The organism is Rhodanobacter sp. PCA2 (assembly GCF_013620825.1).
In the GTDB taxonomy this organism is placed as follows: Bacteria; Pseudomonadota; Gammaproteobacteria; order Xanthomonadales; family Rhodanobacteraceae; genus Rhodanobacter_A.
Genome location: NZ_NJIC01000040.1, coordinates 24,646 through 46,082 on the forward strand (window position 1 = coordinate 24,646; position 21,437 = coordinate 46,082).

The following is a 21,437-nucleotide window of genomic DNA, read 5'->3' on the forward strand; positions in this document are numbered from 1 at the left end:
CATGAACCACGCCCCCGCCCGCCCCAAGAAAAGCTTCGGCCAGCACTTCCTGCACGACCGCCGCTACATCGACGACATCGTGCGCGCGATCGCGCCGCGCGCCGGCGACTTCCTGGTGGAGATCGGCCCCGGCGAAGGTGCGCTCACCCTGCCCCTGCTGGCCGCCGCCGGCTCGCTCACCGCGATCGAGCTGGACACCGACCTGATCCCCGCGCTGAAGGATCGCGCCGCCAGCGTGGGCGAACTCGCGGTGATCCACGCCGACGTGCTCAAGGTGGATTTCGCCGCGCTGGCGCATCGCCACGGCGTGGAACGCCTGCGCATCGCGGGCAACCTGCCCTATTACATCTCCAGCCCCATCCTGTTCCATTGCGTGGAGCATGCGTCGGCCATCCAGGACATGCACTTCATGCTGCAGAAGGAAGTGGTGGACCGCATGGCCGCCGGACCCGGCAGCAAGGTGTACGGCCGGCTGTCGGTGATGCTGCAGCTGGCTTGCCACGTGGTGCCGCTGTTCGAGGTGCCGCCGGAGGCGTTCCGGCCGCCGCCCAAGGTGGATTCCGCGGTGGTGCGGCTGGTGCCGCTGGAGCCGCACGAACGCCACGACGCCGACCCCGAATTGCTTCACGCGGTGGTGAAGGCCGCCTTCGGCCAGCGCCGCAAGACGCTGGGCAACGCGCTGCGGCAACTGCTGGATGCCGACGCGATCCGCGCTGCCGACATCGACCCCAGGGCGCGTGCCGAAATGCTGGCGCCGGAGGACTTCGTGCGGCTGGCCAGGCAGCTCGCCGCACGCTGAATCCGCCCTCCTGCCGCGACACGCAGGCGACCGCTCGCCGGCGGCAGGCCTTACAATCGGGGCATGAGCAAGAACAGTCCGTACACGATCGACGTACAGGTAAGCACACGCTTCGTCCCCGACCAGTCGCGCCCCGGCGACAACCGCTACGTGTTCGCCTACACCATCACCCTGCGCAACGCAGGCAGCGTGCCGGCACAACTGCTGACCCGGCACTGGCTGATCACGGACGCGAACGGCAAGGTGGAGGAAGTGCGCGGCGACGGCGTGGTCGGCGAGCAGCCGTGGATGCGCCCGGGCGACGATTTCGAATACACCTCCGGCGCGGTGCTGGAGACGCCGGTGGGCACCATGGGCGGCAGTTACCAGATGCTGGCCGACGACGGCACCCGCTTCGACGCACCGATCCCGTCGTTCACCCTGTCCATACCGCGCACCCTGCATTGATGGCGGCGCGCTGATGGCCACCTACGCGATCGGCGACGTGCAGGGTTGCTACCCGGAACTGCAGCGTCTGCTCGACAAGCTGCGCTTCGACCCGGCAGCGGACCGGTTGTGGTTCTGCGGCGACCTGGTGAACCGCGGCGGCGAGTCGCTGGCCACGCTGCGGCTGATCCACGACCTGCGCGAGCAGAGCGTCGTCACCCTCGGCAACCACGACCTCAGCCTGCTGGCGATCTCGCTGCGCAAGCCCGACGCCCAGGCCAAGGTGAACCCGGAACTGCGCGAGGTGCTGTACGCCGACGACGCGCCCGTGCTGTTCGAATGGCTGCGCTCGCAGAAGCTGCTGCACCACGACGAGCAGCTCGGCTGGACGATGATCCACGCAGGCCTCGCGCCCACGTGGACGCTGCGTCAGGCGCAGAAGGCCGCGCAGGAGGTGGAACGCGAGCTCTCCAGCCCGCGCCATGCGCGCATCCTGCGCAACCTGTTCGGCAACCGGCCGGCCGGCTGGTCGAGCCGCCTGCAGGGGCTGGACCGCCATCGCGCCACGATCAACCTGCTCACCCGCATGCGCTACTGCGACGTCAACGGCCGCATCGACTTCGACGGCAAGGGCGAGCCCGGCACGCAGCGGCCGGGGCTGTATCCCTGGTTCGAGGTGCCCGGCGTGCGCCGGCGCGAGACGCGCATCGTCTGCGGCCACTGGTCGGCGCTGGGCCGCTTCGCCGGCCTCGGCGTGTACGCGATCGACACCGGCTGCGTCTGGGGCGGCCAGCTCACCGCGCTGCAGCTGGACAGCGAGGAGCCCCGCTACATCACCGTGAACGCCGAGCCGCATCGCAAGCGGCCGCCAGGTGGGGGCGACTGAAGGACCGTCTGCGACGGTCCTTCAGTCGCCCCCACCCGCGATCCACGGAGGGATCGCACGCCACGCAGCGGCAGCTGCGTGGCGGAGCCACGGCTGACCGGCAAGTCAGTCGGGGCGAGTCCGGGAAAGCGCAGGAAGCGCTTTCCCGGACTCAAAGAACAGGCTTTTGATCTGGCGGCCCGGATCAACGCGCCCGCCAACGGTCTCAGGCGCCCTCAGGCCAACTGCCCGTGGCAATGCTTGTACTTCTTGCCCGAACCGCAGGGGCAGGGATCGTTGCGGCCCACGCGCGGCATGTCCGGCTGCTGCAATTGCATGGCGCCGGTGGCGCCGGCCGCCACGGCGGCCGGGTCGGCTTCGAGGCCGCCGGTGGGCGCGCCGCCGCCGCTGGCCAGCATCTGCCGCTGCAGGCGCTCGGCAAGGCGCTGCTGCTCGGCTTCCATCGCGGCGACTTCCTCCTCGCTGCGGATGCGGATGCGCGCCAGCATCTGCACCACCTCGGCCTTGATGCGGTCGAGCATGTCGGAGAACAGCCGGAACGACTCGCGCTTGAACGCCTGCTTGGGATCCTGCTGCGCGTAGCCCACCAGGTAGATGCCCTGGCGCAGGTAGTCCATGTTCGCCAGGTGTTCCTTCCAGGCGTTGTCCACCACGGTGAGCATGATGTGCTTTTCGAGCTGGCGCATGGTGTCGGCGCCGATCTGCGCCTCCTTGCCCCGGAACAGGTTGTCCACCTCGTCGCGCACGTGGCCCAGCAGCATCGCGGCGTCCATCTCGGACTGCTGCTCCAGCCAGTGCGGCAGGTCCAGCGACAGGCCGAACTTGCCTTCCAGCTCGCGGTCCAGCCCCGGGACGTCCCACTGCTCGTCGATGCTGTCCGGCGGCACGTGCTCGCGCACGATGGCCTCCACCACGTCGTGGCGCACGTCGGCCACGGTGGCGGACACGTCCTCGCCTTCCAGCAGCTCGTCGCGCTGGCGGTAGATCACCTTGCGCTGGTCGTTGGCGACGTTGTCGAATTCCAGCAGGTGCTTGCGGATGTCGAAGTTGTGCTGCTCGACCTTGCGCTGCGCCTTCTCGATCTGGCGGCTGATCATCTTGTCTTCGAGCGCGTCGTTTTCCTTCATGCCGAAGCGCTTCATCCAGCGGATCAGGCCCTCGCCGCCGAAGATGCGCAGCAGGTTGTCTTCCAGCGACAGGTAGAAGCGCGAGGAACCCGGATCGCCCTGGCGACCGGAGCGACCGCGCAGCTGGTTGTCGATGCGGCGCGATTCATGGCGTTCGGTGCCGATGATGTGCAGGCCGCCGGCGGCCAGCACCTGCTCGTGGCGCTTCTTCCACTCGGCCTTGATGCGCGCGCGCTCCACCTCGGAGGCCTCAGGCGGCAGCGCCGCCAGCTCGGCATCGAGGCTGCCGCCGAGCACGATGTCGGTGCCGCGGCCGGCCATGTTGGTGGCGATGGTGACCTGGCCGGGGCGGCCGGCCTGGGCCACGATGTTCGCCTCGCGCTCGTGCTGCTTCGCGTTGAGCACCTCGTGCTCCACCCTGGCCTTGCGCAACTGGTCCGACAGCAGCTCGGACACCTCGATCGAGGTGGTGCCCACCAGCACCGGCTGGCCGCGCTTGTGGCAGTCCTTGATGTCCTCGATCACCGAGTTGTACTTGGCCTGCTGGCCGAGGAAGACCAGGTCGGCGTTGTCCTTGCGGATCATCGGCTTGTGGGTGGGGATCACCACCACTTCCAGGCCGTAGATGCTCTGGAACTCGAACGCTTCGGTGTCGGCCGTGCCGGTCATGCCGGACAGCTTCTTGTACATGCGGAACAGGTTCTGGAACGTCACCGTGGCCAGCGTCTGGTTCTCGCGCTGGATCGGCACGCCTTCCTTCGCCTCCACCGCCTGGTGCAGGCCGTCGGACCAGCGGCGGCCCGGCAGCGTGCGGCCGGTGAATTCGTCGACGATGATGACTTCGCCGTCGCGCACGATGTAGTCCACGTCGCGCTGGTAGATCGCGTTCGCGCGCAGCGCCGCGTTGAGGTGGTGCACCACGGCGAGGTTCTTGGAGTCGTAGAGGCCGCTGTCCTCGGTGATCACGCCGGCCTCGCGCAGCAGCTCGTCGGCGTGCTGCATGCCGTCCTCGGAGAGGTGGACCTGCTTCTGCTTCTCGTCGACCCAGAAGTCGCCGGCGCCGTCCTCCTCCTGCTGGCGGATCATGCGCGGCACGACCTTGTTCACCGCGAGGTACAGCTGCGGCGAATCCTCGGCCGGGCCGGAGATGATCAGCGGCGTGCGCGCCTCGTCGATCAGGATGGAGTCCACCTCGTCGACGATCGCGTAGTGCAGGCCGCGCTGGTAGCGCTGCTCCTTGCTGAGCGCCATGTTGTCGCGCAGGTAGTCGAAGCCGAATTCGTTGTTGGTGCCGTAGGTGATGTCGGCGGCGTAGGCCTTGTGCTTGTCGGAGTGCTCCATGCCCGGCCACACCACGTCGGTGGTCAGGCCGAGGAAGCCGTACAGCTTGCCCATCTGCGCGGCGTCGCGGCGGGCCAGGTAGTCGTTCACGGTGACCACGTGCACGCCCTTGCCTTCCAGCGCGTTGAGGTACACCGGCAGCGTGGCGACCAGGGTCTTGCCCTCGCCGGTGCGCATCTCGGCGATCTTGCCCTGGTGCAGCACCATGCCGCCGATCATCTGCACGTCGTAGTGGCGCATGCCGAGCACGCGCTTGGCGCCCTCGCGCACCACCGCGAACGCCTCGGGCAGCAGCTTGTCCAGCGATTCGCCGCCGGCGACGCGCTGCTTGAATTCTTCCGTCTTGCCGCGCAGGGCGTCGTCGCTCAGTTTCTCGAACTCGGGTTCCAGCGCGTTGATGCGCGCCACGGCGCGCGACAACTGGCGCAGCACGCGCTCGTTGCGGCTGCCGAAAATGCTGGTGAGGGCACGATTGAGCATCGATCTTCCGGATGGCGGGGACTGAAGGCCGTGCATGCGCACGAACCAAACGGGCATGTTACTACAGGGGCCTGGACGGCACGCGTGGCGCAAGTCCCGGCTGCTACCGGCATGGCGGCGGCGGCGCGCGGATTCAAGGGCGGCGCGGGCGAGCCCCGGCGGGTATCATCGGCGCGTCGCCCCGTTCCGGAGCCGGGCATGTCCCCCGCCGCCTCGCGCCCCCGCGGCCCGCACGCACTGGCCGCCTGCGGGTCCTTCGCCACCCTGGCCAACCGCGCGGCCGCGCTGGATGCGCTGGACCGCGCCTTGCGCCAGACCCTGCCGCTGCCGCTGCGCGACCAGGTGCGTTTCGCGAACCTGCGCGGCGGGCGGCTGCTGTTCCTCGCCAGCACGCCGGCGTGGGCCACGCGCTTGCGCCTGCTGCAGGCGCAGGTTCTCGCGACCGCCCGCGCCCTGGACATCCGCGCCGAGAGCCTCGGGGTCAAGGTTAGCCCGCTGCCGCGGATCGAGATGGAGCCCGAGCGCACGCGCACGCTGTCGCCCGCGGCCGCCGCTCACCTGCGCGCCGCGGCCGCGGCGGCGACGGACCCGGAATGGCAGGAACTGTTCGGCCGGCTGGCCTCGCTGGCCAAGCCCGACGAAGCTTCGCGCTGAACGGCCACTGCGACCGCACACAGGCGGTCCACACGCGCGACACACATGAAAAGGCCGCCGCATCGACGGATGCGGCGGCCCTTGCTGTCCCTGTTCCTGCCCGCGGTCGGGCGAACCCCGGCGATCAGATCGCCTGGGCGGGGTGGGCGTAGGAGATCGGCGAGGTGGCCGGGTCGTCCTGGTAGCTGACTTCTTCCCAGGCCGAGGCATCGGCCATCAGGGTGCGCAGCAGCTTGTTGTTGAGCTCGTGGCCGGACTTGTGCGCGTGGTACGCGCCGATCAGGCTGTGGCCCAGCAGGTAGAGGTCGCCGATCGCGTCGAGGATCTTGTGCTTGACGAACTCGTCCTCGTAACGGAGGCCGTCCTCGTTCAGCACGCGGTAGTCGTCCAGCACCACGGCGTTGTCCATCGAGCCGCCCAGCGCGAGGTTGTGTTCGCGCAGCATCTCGATGTCGCGCATGAAGCCGAAGGTGCGCGCGCGGCTCACTTCCTTCACGAACGAGGTGGTGGAGAAGTCGATCTCCGCCCGCGAGGTGCGCTTGCTGATGATGGGGTGGTTGAACTCGATCGAGAAGCCGACCTTGAAGCCTTCGAACGGCTCGAAGCTGGCCCACTTGTCGCCTTCCTGCACCTTCACCGGCTTCTTGATCCGGATGAAGCGCTTGGCCGCGTTCTGTTCCTCGATGCCGGCGGACTGCAGCAGGAACACGAACGGACCGGCGCTCCCATCCATGATGGGAACCTCCGGGGCCGACAGGTCCACATAGGCGTTGTCGATGCCGAGGCCGGCCATCGCCGACAGCAGGTGCTCGACCGTGGCGACGCGCACGTCGCCGTTCACCAGCGTGGTGGAAAGACGGGTATCGCCGACATTGTCCTGGCGGGCACGGATGTCCACCGGCGGATTGAGATCGGTACGACGGAATACGATGCCGGTATTCGGCGCGGCCGGACGCAGGGTCATGTACACCTTGTCGCCGGTATGCAGGCCTACACCTGTGGCCCGAATGATGTTTTTGAGTGTGCGCTGCTTGATCATTGTTGTTGGTACCTGCCAAGGAGCAGCCAGTCAGGGGACGGATGCTAACACAGTTTTAACCAGCTGCAATAGCAAACCGTACCGTACAGTCTGGTCAATCTTCATGCCTCCTTCATCCCGGAAGGCCGGCGTCATCCGCATGTTCTTTCGCACGCCGCGCGTGCGGGGCGACACGATACCCCGGGCCGGGACGGGATTCCGGCACCGGGGTAACGGATCGGCCATACCGGGCTGGCGCCCGCTGCGGCGGATCATGCGACGTCCCTGACGCATCGTCTGGTAGCAGTCACGCCCGAACGCGCCAAACGGCCGTTCGATGACAGCCGCGGCGCATACCGCGGCCATACGAGACCTGCACCCACCCTTCATGCTGTTGCAATGACCAGTTCGACAGGCTTTTGTTCAATTCCTCTTAACAAGCACCGGTTTCTGTTCAGGCTCCAGCCGCCTGGGCAACGTCTCAGTCGGCCTGGCGACGCAGGAAGGCCGGGATGTCCAGGTATTCCAGGCCGTTTTCCTGGCTCTTGGCCGGCGCCTCGCTGCGCGGATTGGCGCTGATCGCCACTTCCGGCTGCGCGTAGTCGACCACTTCGTTGCCGGTGCCGGTGCGCAGCACCACGGGGCGCGGACGCTGGCGCATCTCCACCTGCTTGTTCTCCACCATGCGCACGCTGCGCGAGGCCGGGGCCCGGTTCAGGCCGGTGGCGACCACGGTGACGCGCACATCGTCCTTCAGCTCGGCGTCCAGCGAGGTGCCGATCACCACGGTGGCGTCTTCGCTGGCGAAGTCGTGGATGATGCGGCCGATCTCGTCGAACTCGCGCATGGTGAGGTTGGGGCCGGCGGTGACGTTGACCAGGATGCCGCAGGCGCCGTTGAGGTTGACGTCTTCCAGCAGCGGGTTCTTGATCGCCTCCTCGGCCGCGGCCTGGGCACGGTCGTCGCCGCTGGCGGTGCCGGTGCCCATCATGGCCAGGCCCATCTCGCTCATCACGGTGCGCACGTCGGCGAAGTCGACGTTGATCAGGCCCGGAGCCGTGATCAGGTCGGCGATGCCCTGCACCGCGCCCTGCAGCACGTTGTTGGCGGCCTTGAACGCGTTGATCAGGGTGACCTCGCGGCCCAGCACGCTGAGCAGCTTCTCGTTCGGCACGGTGATCAGCGAGTCGACGTGCTGGCTGAGGTCCTCGATGCCCTTCTGGGCGACCTGCATGCGGCGGCGGCCCTCGAACGGGAACGGCTTGGTGACCACGGCCACGGTCAGGATGCCCTTTTCCTTGGCCAGCTGCGCCACCACCGGCGCGGCGCCGGTGCCGGTGCCGCCGCCCATGCCGGCGGTGATGAACACCATGTCGGCGCCTTCCAGCATCGCCTCGATGCGCTCGCGGTCCTCCAGCGCGGCCTGGCGGCCGACCTCGGGGTTGGCGCCTGCGCCCAGGCCCTTGGTGACGTTCGCGCCCAGTTGCAGGTGGGTGCGCGAATTGCAGTTGCTCATCGCCTGCGCGTCGGTGTTGGCGACGATGAACTCCACGCCTTCGATGTTGGCATTGATCATGTGCGCAACGGCATTGCCGCCGCCGCCGCCCACGCCGATGACCTTGATGACTGCGTTTGGTGCGAGTTTCTCGATCAGTTCGAACATTTCCCGTCCTCCAGAGTTGTTGTCGTTGTAACCGCGGGTGGCGACTCCTGTCGCTCCGTGGTGGTGGGCGGACATCCCGCCGCCCGTGGCTGCGCCTCCTGCGCCGCCGAAACCCTGCTTCCAGCCGGGCGCCTGCCGGCGCCCGCTAGAAGTTCTTCGTGAGCCAGTTGCGCCACTTGCCGATCACGCCGCCGACATTGCCGAGCGCCGGATTGCCGCCGCGCACCGGCGCGTTGTGGCGCGAGCCGTGCAGCAGCAGGCCCACGCCGGTGGAGTGCAGCGGGCTGCTGATCACTTCGCCGAGGCCGCTGATGTCCTGCGGCACGCCGAGGCGCACCATCTTGTGGAAGATCTCCTCGGCCAGCTCCAGCGCGCCTTCCATCTTCGAGGCGCCGCCGGTGAGCACCACGCCGGCCGCGACCAGGCTTTCGTAGCCGGAGCTGCGCAGCCGGTCCTGCACCATCTCGAAGATTTCCTCGTAGCGCGCCTGCACGCTCTGCGCCAGCGCCTGCCGCGCCAGCCGCCGCGGCGGGCGGTCGCCCACGCTGGGCACCTGGATGGTTTCCTCGGCGTGCGCGAGGCCGGTCTGCGCGCAGGCGTACTTGATCTTGATCTCCTCGGCGTGCGCGGTCGGCGTATGCACGCCGTAGGCGATGTCGCCGGTGACCTGGTCGCCGCCGATCGGCAGCGAGGCGGTGTAGCGGATCGAGCCCTGGGTGTAGATCGCGATGTCGGTGGTGCCGGCGCCGATGTCGACCAGGCACACGCCCAGCTCGCGCTCGTCGTCGGTGAGCACCGCCTTGGCGCTGGCCAGCGCCGAGGGCACCAGCTCGTCCACCGACAGCCCGCAGCGCTGGATCGACTTGGTGATGTTCTGCACCGCCGCCGCCGCGCCGGTGACCAGGTGCACGTTCGCCTCCAGCCGCACGCCGCTCATGCCGACCGGCGCGCGGATGCCGTCCTGGCCGTCGATGCGGTATTCCTGCGGCTCCTTGTAGAGCACCTTGTGGTCGGCCGGGATCGCCACCGCGCTGGCCGCCTCCAGCACCTGCTCCAGGTCGCCGGGGGTGACCTCGCGGTCGCGGATCGCCGCGTTGCCGTGCGAGTTGCGGGTTTCCAGGTGGCTGCCGGAGATCGAGGCGCAGACCGAGCGGATGTCGCAGCCGGCCATCAGCTCGGCTTCCTCCACCGCGCGCTGGATGGAATGCACGGTGGATTCGATGTCCACCACCATGCCCTTGCGCATGCCGCGCGACACGTGGGTGCCGATGCCGATCACGGTGATCGGCTCGCCCGGCTCGTACTCGCCCACGATCGCGGTCACCTTCGAGGTGCCGATGTCGAGGCCGACCACGAGTTGCTTGTCGTTGCGCGTCTTCATATGCATAGCGTCCTCATGAGCGGCGCGTGGCTCCTGCCTTGGCGGGGGCCGTCTGCTGCGGCCAGCGCACGGCGAACCCATTGGTGTAGCGCAGGTCGGCGTAGACGAAACCCGCGTCGTGGCCGGCCATCAGTTGCGGATAGACATCGAGGAAACGGCGCAGCCGCGCGCCGGCCAGGTCGCGGTCGCCGATCACGATGCGTGCGCCGGTCGCCGTGGTGACGCTCCAGTTGCCGCGCGCGGTGAGCGCCACGCCGTTGATCACCAGATGGGTGCCGGCGAAGGCCTTGTTCACGTCGGAATAGAAACTCACCACCTCGGCGAGGCGGTCGTCCGGGCCTTCGAGGTCGGGCAGCGCGGCGGCATCGGCCGTGCCGATCGGCGCCTCGAACACCTTGCCCTGGCGGCTGATCAGCTGCTTGTCGTTCCAGCGCGCGAAGGGCTGGCGCTCGATCACGCGCAACTGCAAGGCGTCCGGCCAGCGCTTGCGCGCCTCCACCGATTCCACCCACGGCAGCGCCGCCACGGCCTGCTGCACGCTGTCGAGATCGAGCGCGAAGAAGCCCTTGCCCAGCCGCGGCAGCACGGCGGCACGGATTTCCTCCATGCCCACGTGGCGGAATTCGCCCTGCACCATGAGCTGGGTCACCGGCCAGCGGCCGGCGGCGAACCAGCCGTGCAGCACGCCCACGACCGGCAGCGCCACCAGCACGATGGCCAGGCTCCAGGCGACCAGGCGCATGCTTCCCCTCATGCGCCCTCCCTGAAGCTGGTCTCGAGCACGCGCCAGCACAGTTCCTGGTAATCGATGCCGGCCTGGGCGGCCGCCTTCGGCACCAGCGAGTGCGAGGTCATGCCCGGGGCGGTGTTCACTTCCAGCAGCCAGTTGCGGCCCTGGCGGTCGCGCATCACGTCCACGCGGCCCCAGCCGGCGCAGCCCAGCGCGTCGAACGCGGTCAGCGACAGCGCACGCAACTCCGCTTCGGCCGCACCTTCCAGGCCGGGGCACAGATAAAGCGTGTCCTCGGCGACGTATTTCGCGTTGTAGTCGTAGAACGCAGCCTTCGGCACGATATGGATGGAAGGCAGCACCTCGCGACCGAGTATGCCGATGGTCAGCTCGTCGCCCTCGATCAGGGTTTCCATCAACAGGTCGCCGGGATACTTCGCCGCCAGTTCGACGGCGCTGTCCAGCTGCGCCTCCTCGAACACGCGGGTGACGCCCACGCTGGAGCCCTCGGAGGCGGGTTTCACGATCAGCGGGAAACCGACCGTGCGCGCGGCCGCATGCACCGCGGCGGCATCGGCGCCGCGCGACAGCGCCACGAACTTCGGCGTGGGCAGCCCCAGCGACTGCCACACGCGCTTGGAGCGCGTCTTGTCCATCGCCAGCGCCGAGCCGAGCACGCCCGAGCCGGTGTACGGCACGTTGAGCGATTCCAGCGCGCCCTGCAGCACGCCGTCCTCGCCGCCGCCGTGCTGGCCGTGCAGGATGTTGAACACGCGCGCGAAGTGGCCGGCGCGCAGCGCGTCGAGCAGCGCCGGGATGCCGTCGATCGCGTGCGCGTCGACGCCGCGCGCCTTCAGCGCCGCCAGCACGTTGCGGCCGGAGTCCAGCGACACCTCGCGTTCGGCGGAGCTGCCGCCCATCACCACGGCGACGCGGCCGAACTGCACGGCGTCGCTGATCCTGTTCGTCTTGCCCGTGTTGCTCACTTGCTTGTCCTCAGATGGCCGGCCTGCGCGATTTCCACCGCCGCCGCGCCGATGTCGCCGGCGCCGAGCAGCAACAGCAGATCGCCGTCGCGCAGCAGCGTCGGCAGGGTGTCCTTGAATTCGCGCGGATGCTCGATCAGCACCGGATCGACCTTGCCGCGCGCGCGTACCGCGCGGGCCAGCGCACGGCCGTCGGCGCCCGCGATCGGCGCCTCGCCCGCGGGGTATACATCGGTGAGCACCAGCACGTCGGCCTCGGCCAGCACGTTCGCGAAGTCGTCCAGCAGGTCGCGCGTGCGGCTGTAGCGGTGCGGCTGGAAGCCCACCACCAGGCGCCGCTCCGGCCAGCCGCCGCGCGCCGCGGCGAACACCGCAGCGAGTTCGCTGGGATGGTGGCCGTAGTCGTCGACCAGCAGCACGTTGCCGTGATCCAGCGCCAACTCGCCGCGACGATGGAAGCGCCGGCCCACGCCCTGGAAATTCGCCAGCGCGTGCGCAATCGCCTCCGCGCCCACGCCGAGCTGCCAGCCGATGCTGGCGGCGGCGAGCGCGTTGAGCACGTTGTGCCGGCCCGGCAGGTTCAGCGTCACCGGCAAGGCCTCGGGGCGGCCCGGCAGGTGCAGGTCGAAATGCATCTCGAACCCGCATTGCACGACGTTGGACGCGCGCACGTCGGCATCCGCGGTGGCGATGCCGTAGGTCATCACGCGGCGGCTGGTGGTCTTCGCCAGCTGCGCCACTTCCGCGTCGTCCACGCACAGCACGGCAAGGCCGTAGAACGGCAGGCGGTGCAGGAAATCGGCGAAGGCCTTCTTCACCTCGGCGAAGTCGCCGTGGTAGTTCTCGAGATGGTCGGCGTCGATGTTGGTGACCACGGCGATCACCGGCGACAGCAACAGGAAGGAACCGTCCGATTCGTCCGCCTCCGCCACCAGGTACTGGCCGGTGCCCAGCCGCGCGTTGGCGCCGGCCGCGGTGAGCTGGCCGCCGATCACGAAGGTGGGATCGTAGTTCGCCTCGGCCAGCACGCTGGCGACCAGGCTGGTCGTTGTGGTCTTGCCGTGCGTGCCGGCGATGGCGACGCCGCGGCGGAAGCGCATCAGCTCGCCCAGCATCTCCGCGCGCGGGATCACCGGGATGCGCGCCTCGCGCGCCGCCACCAGCTCCGGGTTGTCTGCCCGGATCGCGCTGGAGGTCACCACCACGTCGGCGTCGCCCACGTTCGCGGCGTCGTGCCCCACCTGCACCACCAGGCCCAGCCGGGCCAGGCGCTGCGCGGTGGGCGAGTTCGACTTGTCGGAGCCCGACACCGCATAACCGAGGTTGTGCAGCACTTCGGCGATGCCGCTCATGCCCACGCCGCCGATGCCGATGAAATGCACGCGGCGGAACGTGGTCATCAGGTCTTCATGTGCCAGCAGGCGGCGCGGCGTCATGCGGCCACCTCCACGCAGGCGCGGGCGATCACGGCGGCCGCATCGGGCTTGGCCAGCGTGCGCGCGGCTTCCGCCATGGCGAGCAGGCGTGCGCGGTCGGCCAGCAGCGCGTCCAGGCGCTGCGCAAGTTGTTCCACGTTCAAATCGCGTTCCTGGATCAGTTCGGCGGCGCCGGCGGAAACCAGCGCTTCGCCATTGCGGGTCTGGTGGTCGTCCACCGCGTGCGGGAACGGCACCAGCACCGCGCCCAGCCCGGCCGCGGTGAGTTCGGCCAGGGTCAGCGCGCCGGCGCGGCAGACCGCGAGATCGGCCCAGGCGTAGGTGCCGGCCATGTCCTCGATGAAGGGCACCACCTGGGCTTCGACGCCGGCCTTCGCATACGCCTCGCGCGCTTCGTCGAGGCCACGGTTGCCGCACTGGTGCAGCACCTCGGGACGCCGTTCCGGCGGTAGCAGCGCCAACGCCTGCGGCAGCGCGAGATTCAGCGCGCGTGCGCCCAGGCTGCCGCCCAGCACCAGCAGGCGCGCGCGACCGGCGCGGCCCGCGAAGCGCTGCGCCGGCGGCGCCAGCGCGGCGATCGCGCCGCGCACCGGGTTGCCCACCCACTCCGCGTTCGGCAGCGCATCGGCGAAACCGGCCAGCACGCGCTGCGCATGCGCGGCGAGCTTGCGGTTGGTGAAGCCGGCCACGCGATTCTGTTCGTGCACCAGCAGCGGCCGATGCAGCAGCCGCGCGGCCAGGCCGCCGGGGCCAGCCACATAGCCACCCATCGACAGCACGCTGCGCGGCTTCAGCCGGCGCAGCACGGCGATCGCGGACAGCAGCGCGCGCACCAGCATCAGCGGCGCGCCGAGACGCGTCTTCCAGCCCTTGCCGCGCAGGCCGCCGACACGGATCTCGTGCAGCTCGATGCCGTGCGCCGGCACCACCCTGGTCTCCATGCCGCCGACCGCGCCCAGCCACGCCACAGGCACGCCCTGCGCGCGCAGCGTCTCGGCCACCGCGAGGCCGGGAAAGATATGTCCGCCCGTGCCGCCCGCCATGATGAGCACAGGCCGGGAGTCTGGAGTCGGGAGTCGGGATTCGACCGGCCGCACCGCACCCGCCCCGACGCTCTCGCGGCCACGGACATCGGACATCGCCATCCAGTCGCGTGACGCGCCTTGGCGTATCCCGAATCCCGACTCCCGAATCCCGGTATTCATGCCACCGCCGCCTCGCGCGGACGCGCCGCGTCGTTCACGTCGGGAGCCGCCACCGCTTCTGGCATGCGCTTGGCCATCTGCCGCGCGTCCAGCGCGCGGTTGATCTCGAAGGTGGCGCGCAGCAGCACGCCGGCCATCGCGCAGGTCAGCACCATCGACGAGCCGCCGTAGCTGATCAGCGGCAGGGTCAGGCCCTTGGTGGGCAACGCGCCGAGGTTCACGCCCACCGAGACGATCGCCTGCATCGCCAGCATCAGCGAGATGCCGAACGCGATGTAGCCGGCGAAACGCTGCCCCACCTCGACGCCCTTGAGGCCGAGATACAGGCCGCGGCCCACCGCCAGCGCGAACAGGCCCATCACCAGCAGCACGCCGACCAGGCCCAGTTCCTCGCCGATCACCGCGAAGATGAAGTCGGTATGCGCCTCGGGCAGGTAGGACAGCTTCAGCACGCTGGAGCCCAGGCCCACGCCGGTCCACTCGCCGCGCCCGATCGCCATCAGCGACTGGGTGAGCTGGAAGCCGTCGGTGAACGGGTGCTCCCACGGGTTCATGAAGGAGGTGAGGCGCTTCACGCGATAGCTTTCGCCGGTCGCCGCGATCACCAGCAGCGGCATCAGCGGCAGGCCCATCACGAACAGGTAGATCGGGCGCGCGCCGCCCAGCCACACCATCGCGATGGTCACCGAGATCACCAGCGTGGCGGAGCCGAAGTCGGGCTGCCCCAGCAGCAGCAGCACGATCACGCCGGCCACCGCGATCGGCTTGATCAGGCCGAGGAATTCCGTCTCGATGCTGTCGCGGTGGCGCACCAGGTAGCTGGCGAGATAGATCACCAGGATCAGCTTCACCGCCTCCACCGGCTGGAAGCTGGTCACCACCAGGTTCAACCAGCGGTGCGCGCCGTTGATGCGCATGCCCAGGTGCGGCACGAACACCGCCAGCAGCAGCACCACCGCCAGCCCGAGCAGCGGGAATGCGCGCTTCTCGACGAACTTCAGCTCGGTGCGCATCGCCACGCCGGCCGCCAGCAAGCCGAGCGCAAGGAAGAACAGATCCCTCTTCAGGAAATAGAACGCCCCGCTCTGGGTGCTGTCGGCCACGGCCATCGAGCTGGACGTCACCATCACCACGCCGACGCTGGCCAGGCCGACCAGCGCGACCAGCAGCCACAGGTCGTAGCTGCCGCGCGGCCCCTGCCGCTTCACCGCCTGCGATGTGCCGAAGAGACCGAACATGTCAGCGCACCTTCAACGTGGCGAGGCCGATCAGCACCAGCACGACGCTGATGATCCAGAAGCGCACGATCACCCGCGGCTCGGGCCAGCCCTTGAGCTCGAAGTGGTGGTGGATCGGCGCCATGCGGAACACGCGCTTGCCGGTGAGCTTGAAGCTGGCCACCTGGATCATCACCGAGGCGGTTTCCAGCACGAACACGCCGCCCATCACCAGCAGCACGATCTCCTGGCGCACGATCACCGCGATGCAGCCCAGCGCGGCGCCGATCGCCAGCGCGCCCACGTCGCCCATGAACACCTGGGCCGGATAGGTGTTGAACCACAGGAAGCCCAGCCCCGCGCCGGCCAGCGCGCCGCAGTAGATCGACAGCTCGCCCGCGCCGGGGATCGACGGGATGCCCAGGTATTCGGAGAACACCTTGTTGCCGGCGAGGTAGGCGAACACGCCCAGCGCGCCGGACACCAGCACGGTGGGCATGATCGCGAGGCCGTCGAGGCCGTCGGTGAGGTTCACCGCGTTGGAGAAGCCCACGATGATGAAATAGGTCACCACCACGAAGAACACGCCGAGCGGAATCGCCACGTGCTTGAACAACGGCAGGTACAGCGCGGTTTCCGCCACCGGCGCGTTGCCGACCGCGTGCGGCGCGGTGTAGTACAGGAACAGCGCCGCGCACAGGCCGAACAGCGACTGCCAGAAATACTTCCAGCGCGAGGCGAGGCCGCGGCTGTCCTTCAGCACCAGCTTGCGGTAGTCGTCGTAGAAGCCGATCACGCCGAACGCCAGCATCACCGCCAGCACCACCCACACGTAGCGGCTGTGCAGGTCGGCCCACAGCAGCGTGGCCACGGTCACCGCGAGCAGGATCATCACGCCGCCCATGGTCGGCGTGCCGGCCTTGGACAGGTGCGTCTGCGGACCGTCGCTGCGCACCACCTGGCCGGCCTTCAGCGCCGCCAGCTTGCGGATCAGCGCCGGGCCCAGCAGCAGCGACACCGCCAGCGCGGTGAGCGCGGCCATGATGGTACGGAAGGTGATGTACTGGAACAGGTGCAGCGTGGTGAAGTGCCGCGCCATCCAGTCGGCGAGATCAAGCAGCATGGTGCGCGCCCTCCTTGCTCGTGGCCCCTTCCAGCGCGCGCACCACCTCATCCATGCCCGATGAGTGCGAGCCCTTGACCAGGCAGGTCACGCCTGCATGCAGATCGGCCTTCAGCTCACCGATCAACGCCGCCTTGTCGGCGAAATGCGCGCCGCCGGCGCCGAACGCCTCCACCGCCGCGGCGCCCAGCGGGCCGACCGCGAACAGGCGCTGGATGCCGTGCTCGCGCGCCCGCACGCCCACGCCGGCGTGCAGCGCGCGGGCGTCGGCGCCGAGTTCGGCCATGTCGCCCAGCACCAGCCAGCGCTCGCCTGCGGCCAGCGCCAGCGTGTCGATCGCCGCGGCCAGCGAGCCGGGGTTCGCGTTGTAGCTGTCGTCGATCAGCGTGGCGCCGCCGGGCAGCGCCACGTGGCGCAGACGCCCCGCGACCGGACGCGCCTGCGCCAGCCCCGCCGCGATGGTGTCCAGCGGCACGTCCAGCGCCAGCGCCACGGCGGCGGCGGCCAGTGCGTTCGCGATGTTGTGGCGTCCGGGCAGCGCCAGCTCCACTTCGGCGTCGCCGGTCGGCGTGCTCAGCACGAACAGCGAGCCGTCGGTGCGCTGCTCCACGATGTCCGCGCCCACGTCAGCCTTGTGTTCCAGGCCGAAGCGCAGCACGCGGCGCGTGCCGGCCAGCCCGGCGAAGAAGCCGGCGAACGCGTCGTCCGCATTGATGATCGCCACGCCGTCCGCCGGCAGTGCCTGGTACAGCGCGCCCTTGGTCTCGGCCACGCCTTCCACGCTGCCCATGCGCTCAAGATGCGCGGGCGCGATGATGTTGACGAGGCCGATATCGGGCCGCGCGATGGCGGCGAGGTAGGCGATGTCGCCCGGCTTGCCGGCGCCCATCTCCAGCACCGCGTATTCGGTGTCCTCGGGCATCGCCAGCAGGGTCAGCGGCAGGCCGATCTCGTTGTTGTAGCTGCCGGTGTTGACGTGGGTGCGCCCGTGCAGCGACAGGATCGCCGCCGTCAGCATCTTCACCGTGGTCTTGCCGTTGGAACCGGTGATGCCGATCACCCGCGCCTGACGCTGTGCGCGCACCGCGCTGGCGAGGTCGCCCAGCGCCGCTTCCACGTCGTCCACCAGCACCTGCGGCAGCGGGCTGTCCACCTTGCGCGCGACCAGCGCGCCGGCGGCGCCGGCGGCGGCGGCCTGGGCCAGGTAATCGTGGCCGTCCACGCGCTCGCCCTTGAACGCGGCGAACAGGTCGCCGGCCTTCAGCCCGCGGGTATCGATGGCGACGCCGCCCACGGCGGCGTCCTCGCCCAGCAGGTGGCCGCGGGTCCACATGGCGATCGCGCTCAGCTGCATCATGCGCGCCGCTCCAGGGCCGCACGCGCGACCAGCATGTCGTCGAACGGACGCTTGCCGCCCGCGCCTTCCTGGTAGGTTTCGTGGCCCTTGCCGGCGATCACCACCACGTCGGCCGGCTCGGCCATCGCCAGCGCCTGCCCGATCGCGGCGGCGCGGTCGCGCTGCACGAAGCGTTCGCGCGCCGCGCCCATGCCGGCCACGATCTGCGCCACGATGGCGTCGCCGTTCTCGCCGCGCGGGTTGTCGTCGGTGACGATGCAGACATCCGCCAGCCGCGCCGCGATCGCGCCCATCTCCGGGCGCTTGCCCGCGTCGCGCTCGCCGCCGCAGCCGAACACGCAGATCAGCCGCCCGCGGCAGTGCGCGCGCACCGCGCTCAGCACCTGTTCCAGCGCGTCGGGCGTGTGCGCGTAGTCCACCACCGCCAGCGGCAGGCCGTGACGGCCGCCCAGCCGGCTCATGCGGCCATTGACCGGCTGCAGGTTTTCCAGCGCCGCCACGATGCGCTCGAACGGTTCGTCCAGCGCGCCGAGGCAGGCCGCCACGGTGAGCAGGTTGGCGACGTTGAACAGGCCCAGCAGGTGGCTCTTCAGCGTGTGCGTGCCCCAGGGCGTGCGCAGCACGAAGGCCAGGCCTTCGGCCGTGCTGACCACGGCGCCGGCCGCCACGTCCGCCGCGGCATCGCCGCGCGCGCTCACGCGCAACGCGCGCACGCCGGGCGGCAGCGCCTGCAGCAGCTGCGCGCCGAATGCGTCGTCGACGTTGATCACCGCGTTGCGCAGCCCCGGCCATGCGAACAGCTTCGCCTTCGCCGCGCCGTAGGCTTCCATGCTGCCGTGGTAGTCGAGATGGTCGCGGGTGAGGTTGGTGAACGCGGCGACCTCGAAATCCACCGCGCCCACGCGGCCCTGCTCCAGCGCGTGCGAGGACACTTCCATCGCCACGTGGGTGGCGCCGGCATCGCGGAACTCCGCCAGCAGGCCGTGCACGCTGACCGCGTCCGGCGTGGTGCGATCGCCTTCGCGCAGGCGACCGTGCAGGCCCGCGCCCAGCGTGCCGATGCTGGCGGCGCGATGGCCCAGGAAGGTCAGCGCCTGCGCCAGCAACTGCACGGTGGAGGTCTTGCCGTTGGTGCCGGTGACGCCGACCACGCGCACCGCCTCGGACGGACGCCCGTGGAAGCGCGCGGCGATCTCGCCCACCTTGTCCTGCAGGCCGTCGATCCACAGCACCGGCACGTCCAGCGGCGCGTGCTCCACCGCCGGCGCCTCGGCCAGCACCACTTCCGCGCCGCGCTGCGCGGCGATGGCGGCGAACTGGATGCCGTGGCTGTGCGCGCCGCGCAGTGCGAGGAAAGCGTCGCCGCGGCGCACCTTGCGCGAATCCAGCGCCAGACCGGAGACCACGATGCGCGCCGCGCCCGGCGCGGCCGCCAGCGGCGCGTCGGCGATGCCCAGCAGCAACTGGTCGAGGTGGCCGGTGCTCATGGCAGCGCTCCTTCCGCGGGAGCCTCGTCCACCGGCGCCTCGTTCGCCGGCACGTCGTTCGGCGCCGGCTTCTGCACCTGGTCGCTGCCGACCAGGCCGCCGTTGCCCTGCAGCGGGCCGCCCACGTACCAGCGGCCGATGTTGTCCGGCGGGATGTCGAGCAGGCGCACCGCGCCGCTCATCACCGCGGCGAACGCCGGCGCCGACACGGTGCCGCCGAAGTAGCCGCCCTTGGTGGTGCCGTTGATCACCACCACGCCGACAAGGCGCGGGTCGCTGGCCGGCACGATGCCGGCGAACAGCGAGTTGTAGGTGTTCTTGGAATAGCCGCCGGCGATCGCCTGGTGCGACGTGCCGGTCTTGCCCGCCACGCTGTAATTCGCGATGCGCGCCCTGGCGCCGGTGCTGTTGGGGCCGGTGATGGTCTCCAGCATGCCGACCAGTTCGTGCGCCACCTGCGGCGAGATGATCTGCTTGCCCGGGCTGTCGTCGCCCTTGATGAAGGTGGGCGTGTGCATCACGCCGCCGTCGGCGATGGTGGCGTAGGCGTTCGCGAGCTGCAGCGGCGTGACGTTCAGGCCGTAGCCGTAGGCCATGATCGCCTTTTCCAGCGGCCGCCAGCCGCGGCCGATCTTCAGGTAGCCCGAGGCCTCGCCAGGGAAGCCGCTGCCGGTGCTGTTGCCGAAGCCGAACGCGCGGTAGGTGTCGTACATCAGCGAGGTATCCAGCGTCATCGCGATCTTCGCCGCGCCCACGTTGCTGGAGCGGGTGAGCACGCCGGTCGGGGTGAGCAGGCCGTTCGGGTCGTCGTCGCGGATGTCGTGGCCGTAGAAGTACCAGTGGCCGTTGCCGGTATCGATGATCGGACCGGTCGGCGTGTACTTGCCGCTGGACAGCGCCGCCGCCAGCGTGAACGCCTTCATCGTGGAGCCCGGCTCCACCACGTCGGTGAGCGCGCGGTTGCGCCGCTGCGCCGGCTTGCTGCCGCTCACCGCGTTCGGGTTGTAGGTGGGCAGGCTGGCCATCGCCAGGATCTCGCCGGTGCGCACGTCCAGCACCACCATCGAGCCGGACGGGGCGTTGAACTTCTCCAGCGTGTTCTTCAGTTCGTTGTAGGCGAGGAACTGCAGGCCGCGGTCGATGCTGAGCGTGAGGTTCTGCCCGGGCTTGGGCGCACGCACCTGCTCCAGATCCTCGACCACGTGGCCCTTGCCGTCGCGGATCACGCGCTTGGCGCCCGGCTTGCCGGCCAGCCAGTCGTCGTAGGCGAGTTCCAGGCCTTCCTGGCCGTGGTCGTCGATGTTGGTGAAGCCGAGGATGTGCGCGGTCACCTCGCCCGACGGGTAGAAGCGCTTGAATTCGCGCTGGCCGTTGATGCCGGGGATGTCCAGGTCGAGCACGGCCTGCGCCGCCTCCGGCGCCATCTGCCGGCGCAGGTAGACGAACTCGCGGCTCGCGCGCTGCTCCAGGTAGCGCTTGATGTCGGTGGCGTTGCCGCCCAGCGCCTTCGCCAGCTCGGGCAGGCGGTCGTCGTTGGCCAGCAGCTCCGCGGGGTTCGCCCAGATCGAGGTGACCGGCGTGGAGACCGCCAGCGGCTCGCCGTTGCGGTCGAAGATGGTGCCGCGCGACACCGGGATCGGCACCTCGCGCAGGAAGCGCGCGTCGCCCTGCTTCTGGTAGAACTGCTTGCGCACCACCTGCAGGTCGAACGCGCGCGCCACCAGGCCCAGCGAGACCAGGCCGAGGATGCCCACCACCACCACCATGCGCTGGCGCGCGCTGGGACCGGCGCCGCGGCGACGGCTGGGCGATGGCGTGGCACGCTGCAGTTGCGGGCGTGTGCGGTCGCGCCACCTCATCGGCGCAGCAACCGGATGTCTTGCGGGCTGGGATCGACCATGCCCAGCTGCCTGCGCGCCTCTTCGTCGACGCGGCGCGGCTCGGCGAACGTGGCCTGCTCCAGTTCGAGCTTGCCGTATTCGATGTTCATGTCGTCGCGCTGGTTCTGCAGCCCGGTCAGCCTGACGAACAGCACGCGGCTCTCGTGGCGCGCCCACACCACGCTGATCGCGCTGGCCAGCACGGCGCCCAGCAGCGCGAGCATGAGGATGGCCTGGATCG

General features: G+C 69.7%; 18 protein-coding genes. 4 read left to right on the forward strand and 14 right to left on the reverse strand.

What is annotated here, in order from left to right:
- The first annotated feature begins 1 nt into the window (after position 1).
- From rsmA to PCA_RS12790, 3 genes are all read left to right on the forward strand, one after another.
- Positions 2-799: a 16S rRNA (adenine(1518)-N(6)/adenine(1519)-N(6))-dimethyltransferase RsmA gene (rsmA, locus tag PCA_RS12780; RefSeq protein ID WP_181303004.1), complete on the forward strand. Its 798-nt coding sequence runs from the start codon at positions 2-4 to the stop codon at positions 797-799.
- 63 nt (positions 800-862) lie between these two features.
- Complete coding sequence (gene apaG / locus PCA_RS12785; RefSeq protein WP_181303005.1) at positions 863-1,246, forward strand: Co2+/Mg2+ efflux protein ApaG; 384 nt, start codon at positions 863-865, stop codon at positions 1,244-1,246.
- 13 nt (positions 1,247-1,259) lie between these two features.
- Positions 1,260-2,111, forward strand: coding sequence for a symmetrical bis(5'-nucleosyl)-tetraphosphatase (locus tag PCA_RS12790; RefSeq protein ID WP_181303006.1), 852 nt, complete (start codon positions 1,260-1,262; stop codon positions 2,109-2,111).
- 215 nt (positions 2,112-2,326) lie between these two features.
- Here the strand turns inward: PCA_RS12790 and secA are convergent, their stop codons facing one another.
- A complete protein-coding gene (gene secA / locus PCA_RS12795) occupies positions 2,327-5,059 on the reverse strand; it encodes a preprotein translocase subunit SecA (RefSeq protein ID WP_181303007.1) in 2,733 nt (910 codons plus the stop codon).
- 198 nt (positions 5,060-5,257) lie between these two features.
- Here secA and PCA_RS12800 point away from each other — a divergent pair, with 198 nt between their 5' ends.
- Complete coding sequence (locus PCA_RS12800; RefSeq protein ID WP_181303008.1) at positions 5,258-5,713, forward strand: DciA family protein; 456 nt, start codon at positions 5,258-5,260, stop codon at positions 5,711-5,713.
- Between the two features lie 124 nt (positions 5,714-5,837).
- Here PCA_RS12800 and lpxC read toward each other — a convergent pair whose 3' ends face one another.
- The 13 genes from lpxC to ftsL form a co-directional block, all read right to left on the reverse strand.
- Positions 5,838-6,752: a UDP-3-O-acyl-N-acetylglucosamine deacetylase gene (gene lpxC / locus PCA_RS12805; protein ID WP_181303009.1), complete on the reverse strand. Its 915-nt coding sequence runs from the start codon at positions 6,750-6,752 to the stop codon at positions 5,838-5,840.
- A gap of 460 nt (positions 6,753-7,212) precedes the next feature.
- Positions 7,213-8,394, reverse strand: a complete 1,182-nt coding sequence (gene ftsZ, locus PCA_RS12810) for a cell division protein FtsZ (RefSeq protein ID WP_181303010.1) — start codon at positions 8,392-8,394, stop codon at positions 7,213-7,215.
- Positions 8,395-8,539: 145 nt separating this feature from the next.
- The gene (gene ftsA / locus PCA_RS12815; protein WP_181303011.1) at positions 8,540-9,775 is read right to left on the reverse strand and encodes a cell division protein FtsA; all 1,236 of its coding nucleotides are present in this window, start codon (positions 9,773-9,775) and stop codon (positions 8,540-8,542) included.
- A gap of 13 nt (positions 9,776-9,788) precedes the next feature.
- Positions 9,789-10,529, reverse strand: coding sequence for a cell division protein FtsQ/DivIB (locus PCA_RS12820; protein ID WP_181303012.1), 741 nt, complete (start codon positions 10,527-10,529; stop codon positions 9,789-9,791).
- On the reverse strand, positions 10,526-11,491 hold the full coding sequence (locus PCA_RS12825) for a D-alanine--D-alanine ligase (RefSeq protein ID WP_181303013.1): 966 nt from the start codon (positions 11,489-11,491) through the stop codon (positions 10,526-10,528). The genes PCA_RS12820 and PCA_RS12825 overlap by 4 nt, the downstream gene beginning before the upstream one ends.
- Positions 11,488-12,927 carry a UDP-N-acetylmuramate--L-alanine ligase gene (gene murC, locus PCA_RS12830; RefSeq protein ID WP_181303014.1) on the reverse strand — a complete coding sequence of 480 codons (1,440 nt, stop codon included), beginning with the start codon at positions 12,925-12,927 and terminating at the stop codon, positions 11,488-11,490. The genes PCA_RS12825 and murC overlap by 4 nt, the downstream gene beginning before the upstream one ends.
- A complete protein-coding gene (gene murG, locus PCA_RS12835; RefSeq protein ID WP_343204449.1) occupies positions 12,924-13,979 on the reverse strand; it encodes an undecaprenyldiphospho-muramoylpentapeptide beta-N-acetylglucosaminyltransferase in 1,056 nt (351 codons plus the stop codon). Before murG ends, murC begins: the two co-directional genes overlap by 4 nt.
- Positions 13,980-14,128: 149 nt before the next feature.
- Positions 14,129-15,370, reverse strand: a complete 1,242-nt coding sequence (gene ftsW, locus PCA_RS12840; protein WP_181303016.1) for a putative lipid II flippase FtsW — start codon at positions 15,368-15,370, stop codon at positions 14,129-14,131.
- Between the two features lies 1 nt (position 15,371).
- Positions 15,372-16,472 carry a phospho-N-acetylmuramoyl-pentapeptide-transferase gene (mraY, locus tag PCA_RS12845; RefSeq protein WP_181303017.1) on the reverse strand — a complete coding sequence of 367 codons (1,101 nt, stop codon included), beginning with the start codon at positions 16,470-16,472 and terminating at the stop codon, positions 15,372-15,374.
- The gene (gene murF, locus PCA_RS12850; RefSeq protein ID WP_181303018.1) at positions 16,462-17,829 is read right to left on the reverse strand and encodes a UDP-N-acetylmuramoyl-tripeptide--D-alanyl-D-alanine ligase; all 1,368 of its coding nucleotides are present in this window, start codon (positions 17,827-17,829) and stop codon (positions 16,462-16,464) included. Before murF ends, mraY begins: the two co-directional genes overlap by 11 nt.
- Positions 17,826-19,316, reverse strand: coding sequence for a UDP-N-acetylmuramoyl-L-alanyl-D-glutamate--2,6-diaminopimelate ligase (locus PCA_RS12855; protein WP_181303019.1), 1,491 nt, complete (start codon positions 19,314-19,316; stop codon positions 17,826-17,828). The genes murF and PCA_RS12855 overlap by 4 nt, the downstream gene beginning before the upstream one ends.
- Positions 19,313-21,175: a penicillin-binding protein 2 gene (locus PCA_RS12860; RefSeq protein ID WP_181303020.1), complete on the reverse strand. Its 1,863-nt coding sequence runs from the start codon at positions 21,173-21,175 to the stop codon at positions 19,313-19,315. Before PCA_RS12860 ends, PCA_RS12855 begins: the two co-directional genes overlap by 4 nt.
- Positions 21,172-21,435, reverse strand: a complete 264-nt coding sequence (ftsL, locus tag PCA_RS12865; protein WP_181303151.1) for a cell division protein FtsL — start codon at positions 21,433-21,435, stop codon at positions 21,172-21,174. Before ftsL ends, PCA_RS12860 begins: the two co-directional genes overlap by 4 nt.
- Positions 21,436-21,437 lie beyond the last annotated feature (2 nt).

Coding starts and splice junctions, on each gene's coding strand:
- PCA_RS12855 (WP_181303019.1), bottom strand. CDS start 19,316: ATGAGCACCGGCCACCTCGACCAGTTGCTGCTGGGCATCGCCGACGCG.
- murF (WP_181303018.1), bottom strand. CDS start 17,829: ATGATGCAGCTGAGCGCGATCGCCATGTGGACCCGCGGCCACCTGCTG.
- PCA_RS12820 (WP_181303012.1), bottom strand. CDS start 10,529: ATGAGGGGAAGCATGCGCCTGGTCGCCTGGAGCCTGGCCATCGTGCTG.
- ftsW (WP_181303016.1), bottom strand. CDS start 15,370: ATGTTCGGTCTCTTCGGCACATCGCAGGCGGTGAAGCGGCAGGGGCCG.
- PCA_RS12790 (WP_181303006.1), top strand. CDS start 1,260: ATGGCCACCTACGCGATCGGCGACGTGCAGGGTTGCTACCCGGAACTG.
- PCA_RS12800 (WP_181303008.1), top strand. CDS start 5,258: ATGTCCCCCGCCGCCTCGCGCCCCCGCGGCCCGCACGCACTGGCCGCC.
- apaG (WP_181303005.1), top strand. CDS start 863: ATGAGCAAGAACAGTCCGTACACGATCGACGTACAGGTAAGCACACGC.
- mraY (WP_181303017.1), bottom strand. CDS start 16,472: ATGCTGCTTGATCTCGCCGACTGGATGGCGCGGCACTTCACCACGCTG.
- ftsZ (WP_181303010.1), bottom strand. CDS start 8,394: ATGTTCGAACTGATCGAGAAACTCGCACCAAACGCAGTCATCAAGGTC.
- ftsA (WP_181303011.1), bottom strand. CDS start 9,775: ATGAAGACGCGCAACGACAAGCAACTCGTGGTCGGCCTCGACATCGGC.
- PCA_RS12860 (WP_181303020.1), bottom strand. CDS start 21,175: ATGAGGTGGCGCGACCGCACACGCCCGCAACTGCAGCGTGCCACGCCA.
- lpxC (WP_181303009.1), bottom strand. CDS start 6,752: ATGATCAAGCAGCGCACACTCAAAAACATCATTCGGGCCACAGGTGTA.
- rsmA (WP_181303004.1), top strand. CDS start 2: ATGAACCACGCCCCCGCCCGCCCCAAGAAAAGCTTCGGCCAGCACTTC.
- secA (WP_181303007.1), bottom strand. CDS start 5,059: ATGCTCAATCGTGCCCTCACCAGCATTTTCGGCAGCCGCAACGAGCGC.
- murC (WP_181303014.1), bottom strand. CDS start 12,927: ATGACGCCGCGCCGCCTGCTGGCACATGAAGACCTGATGACCACGTTC.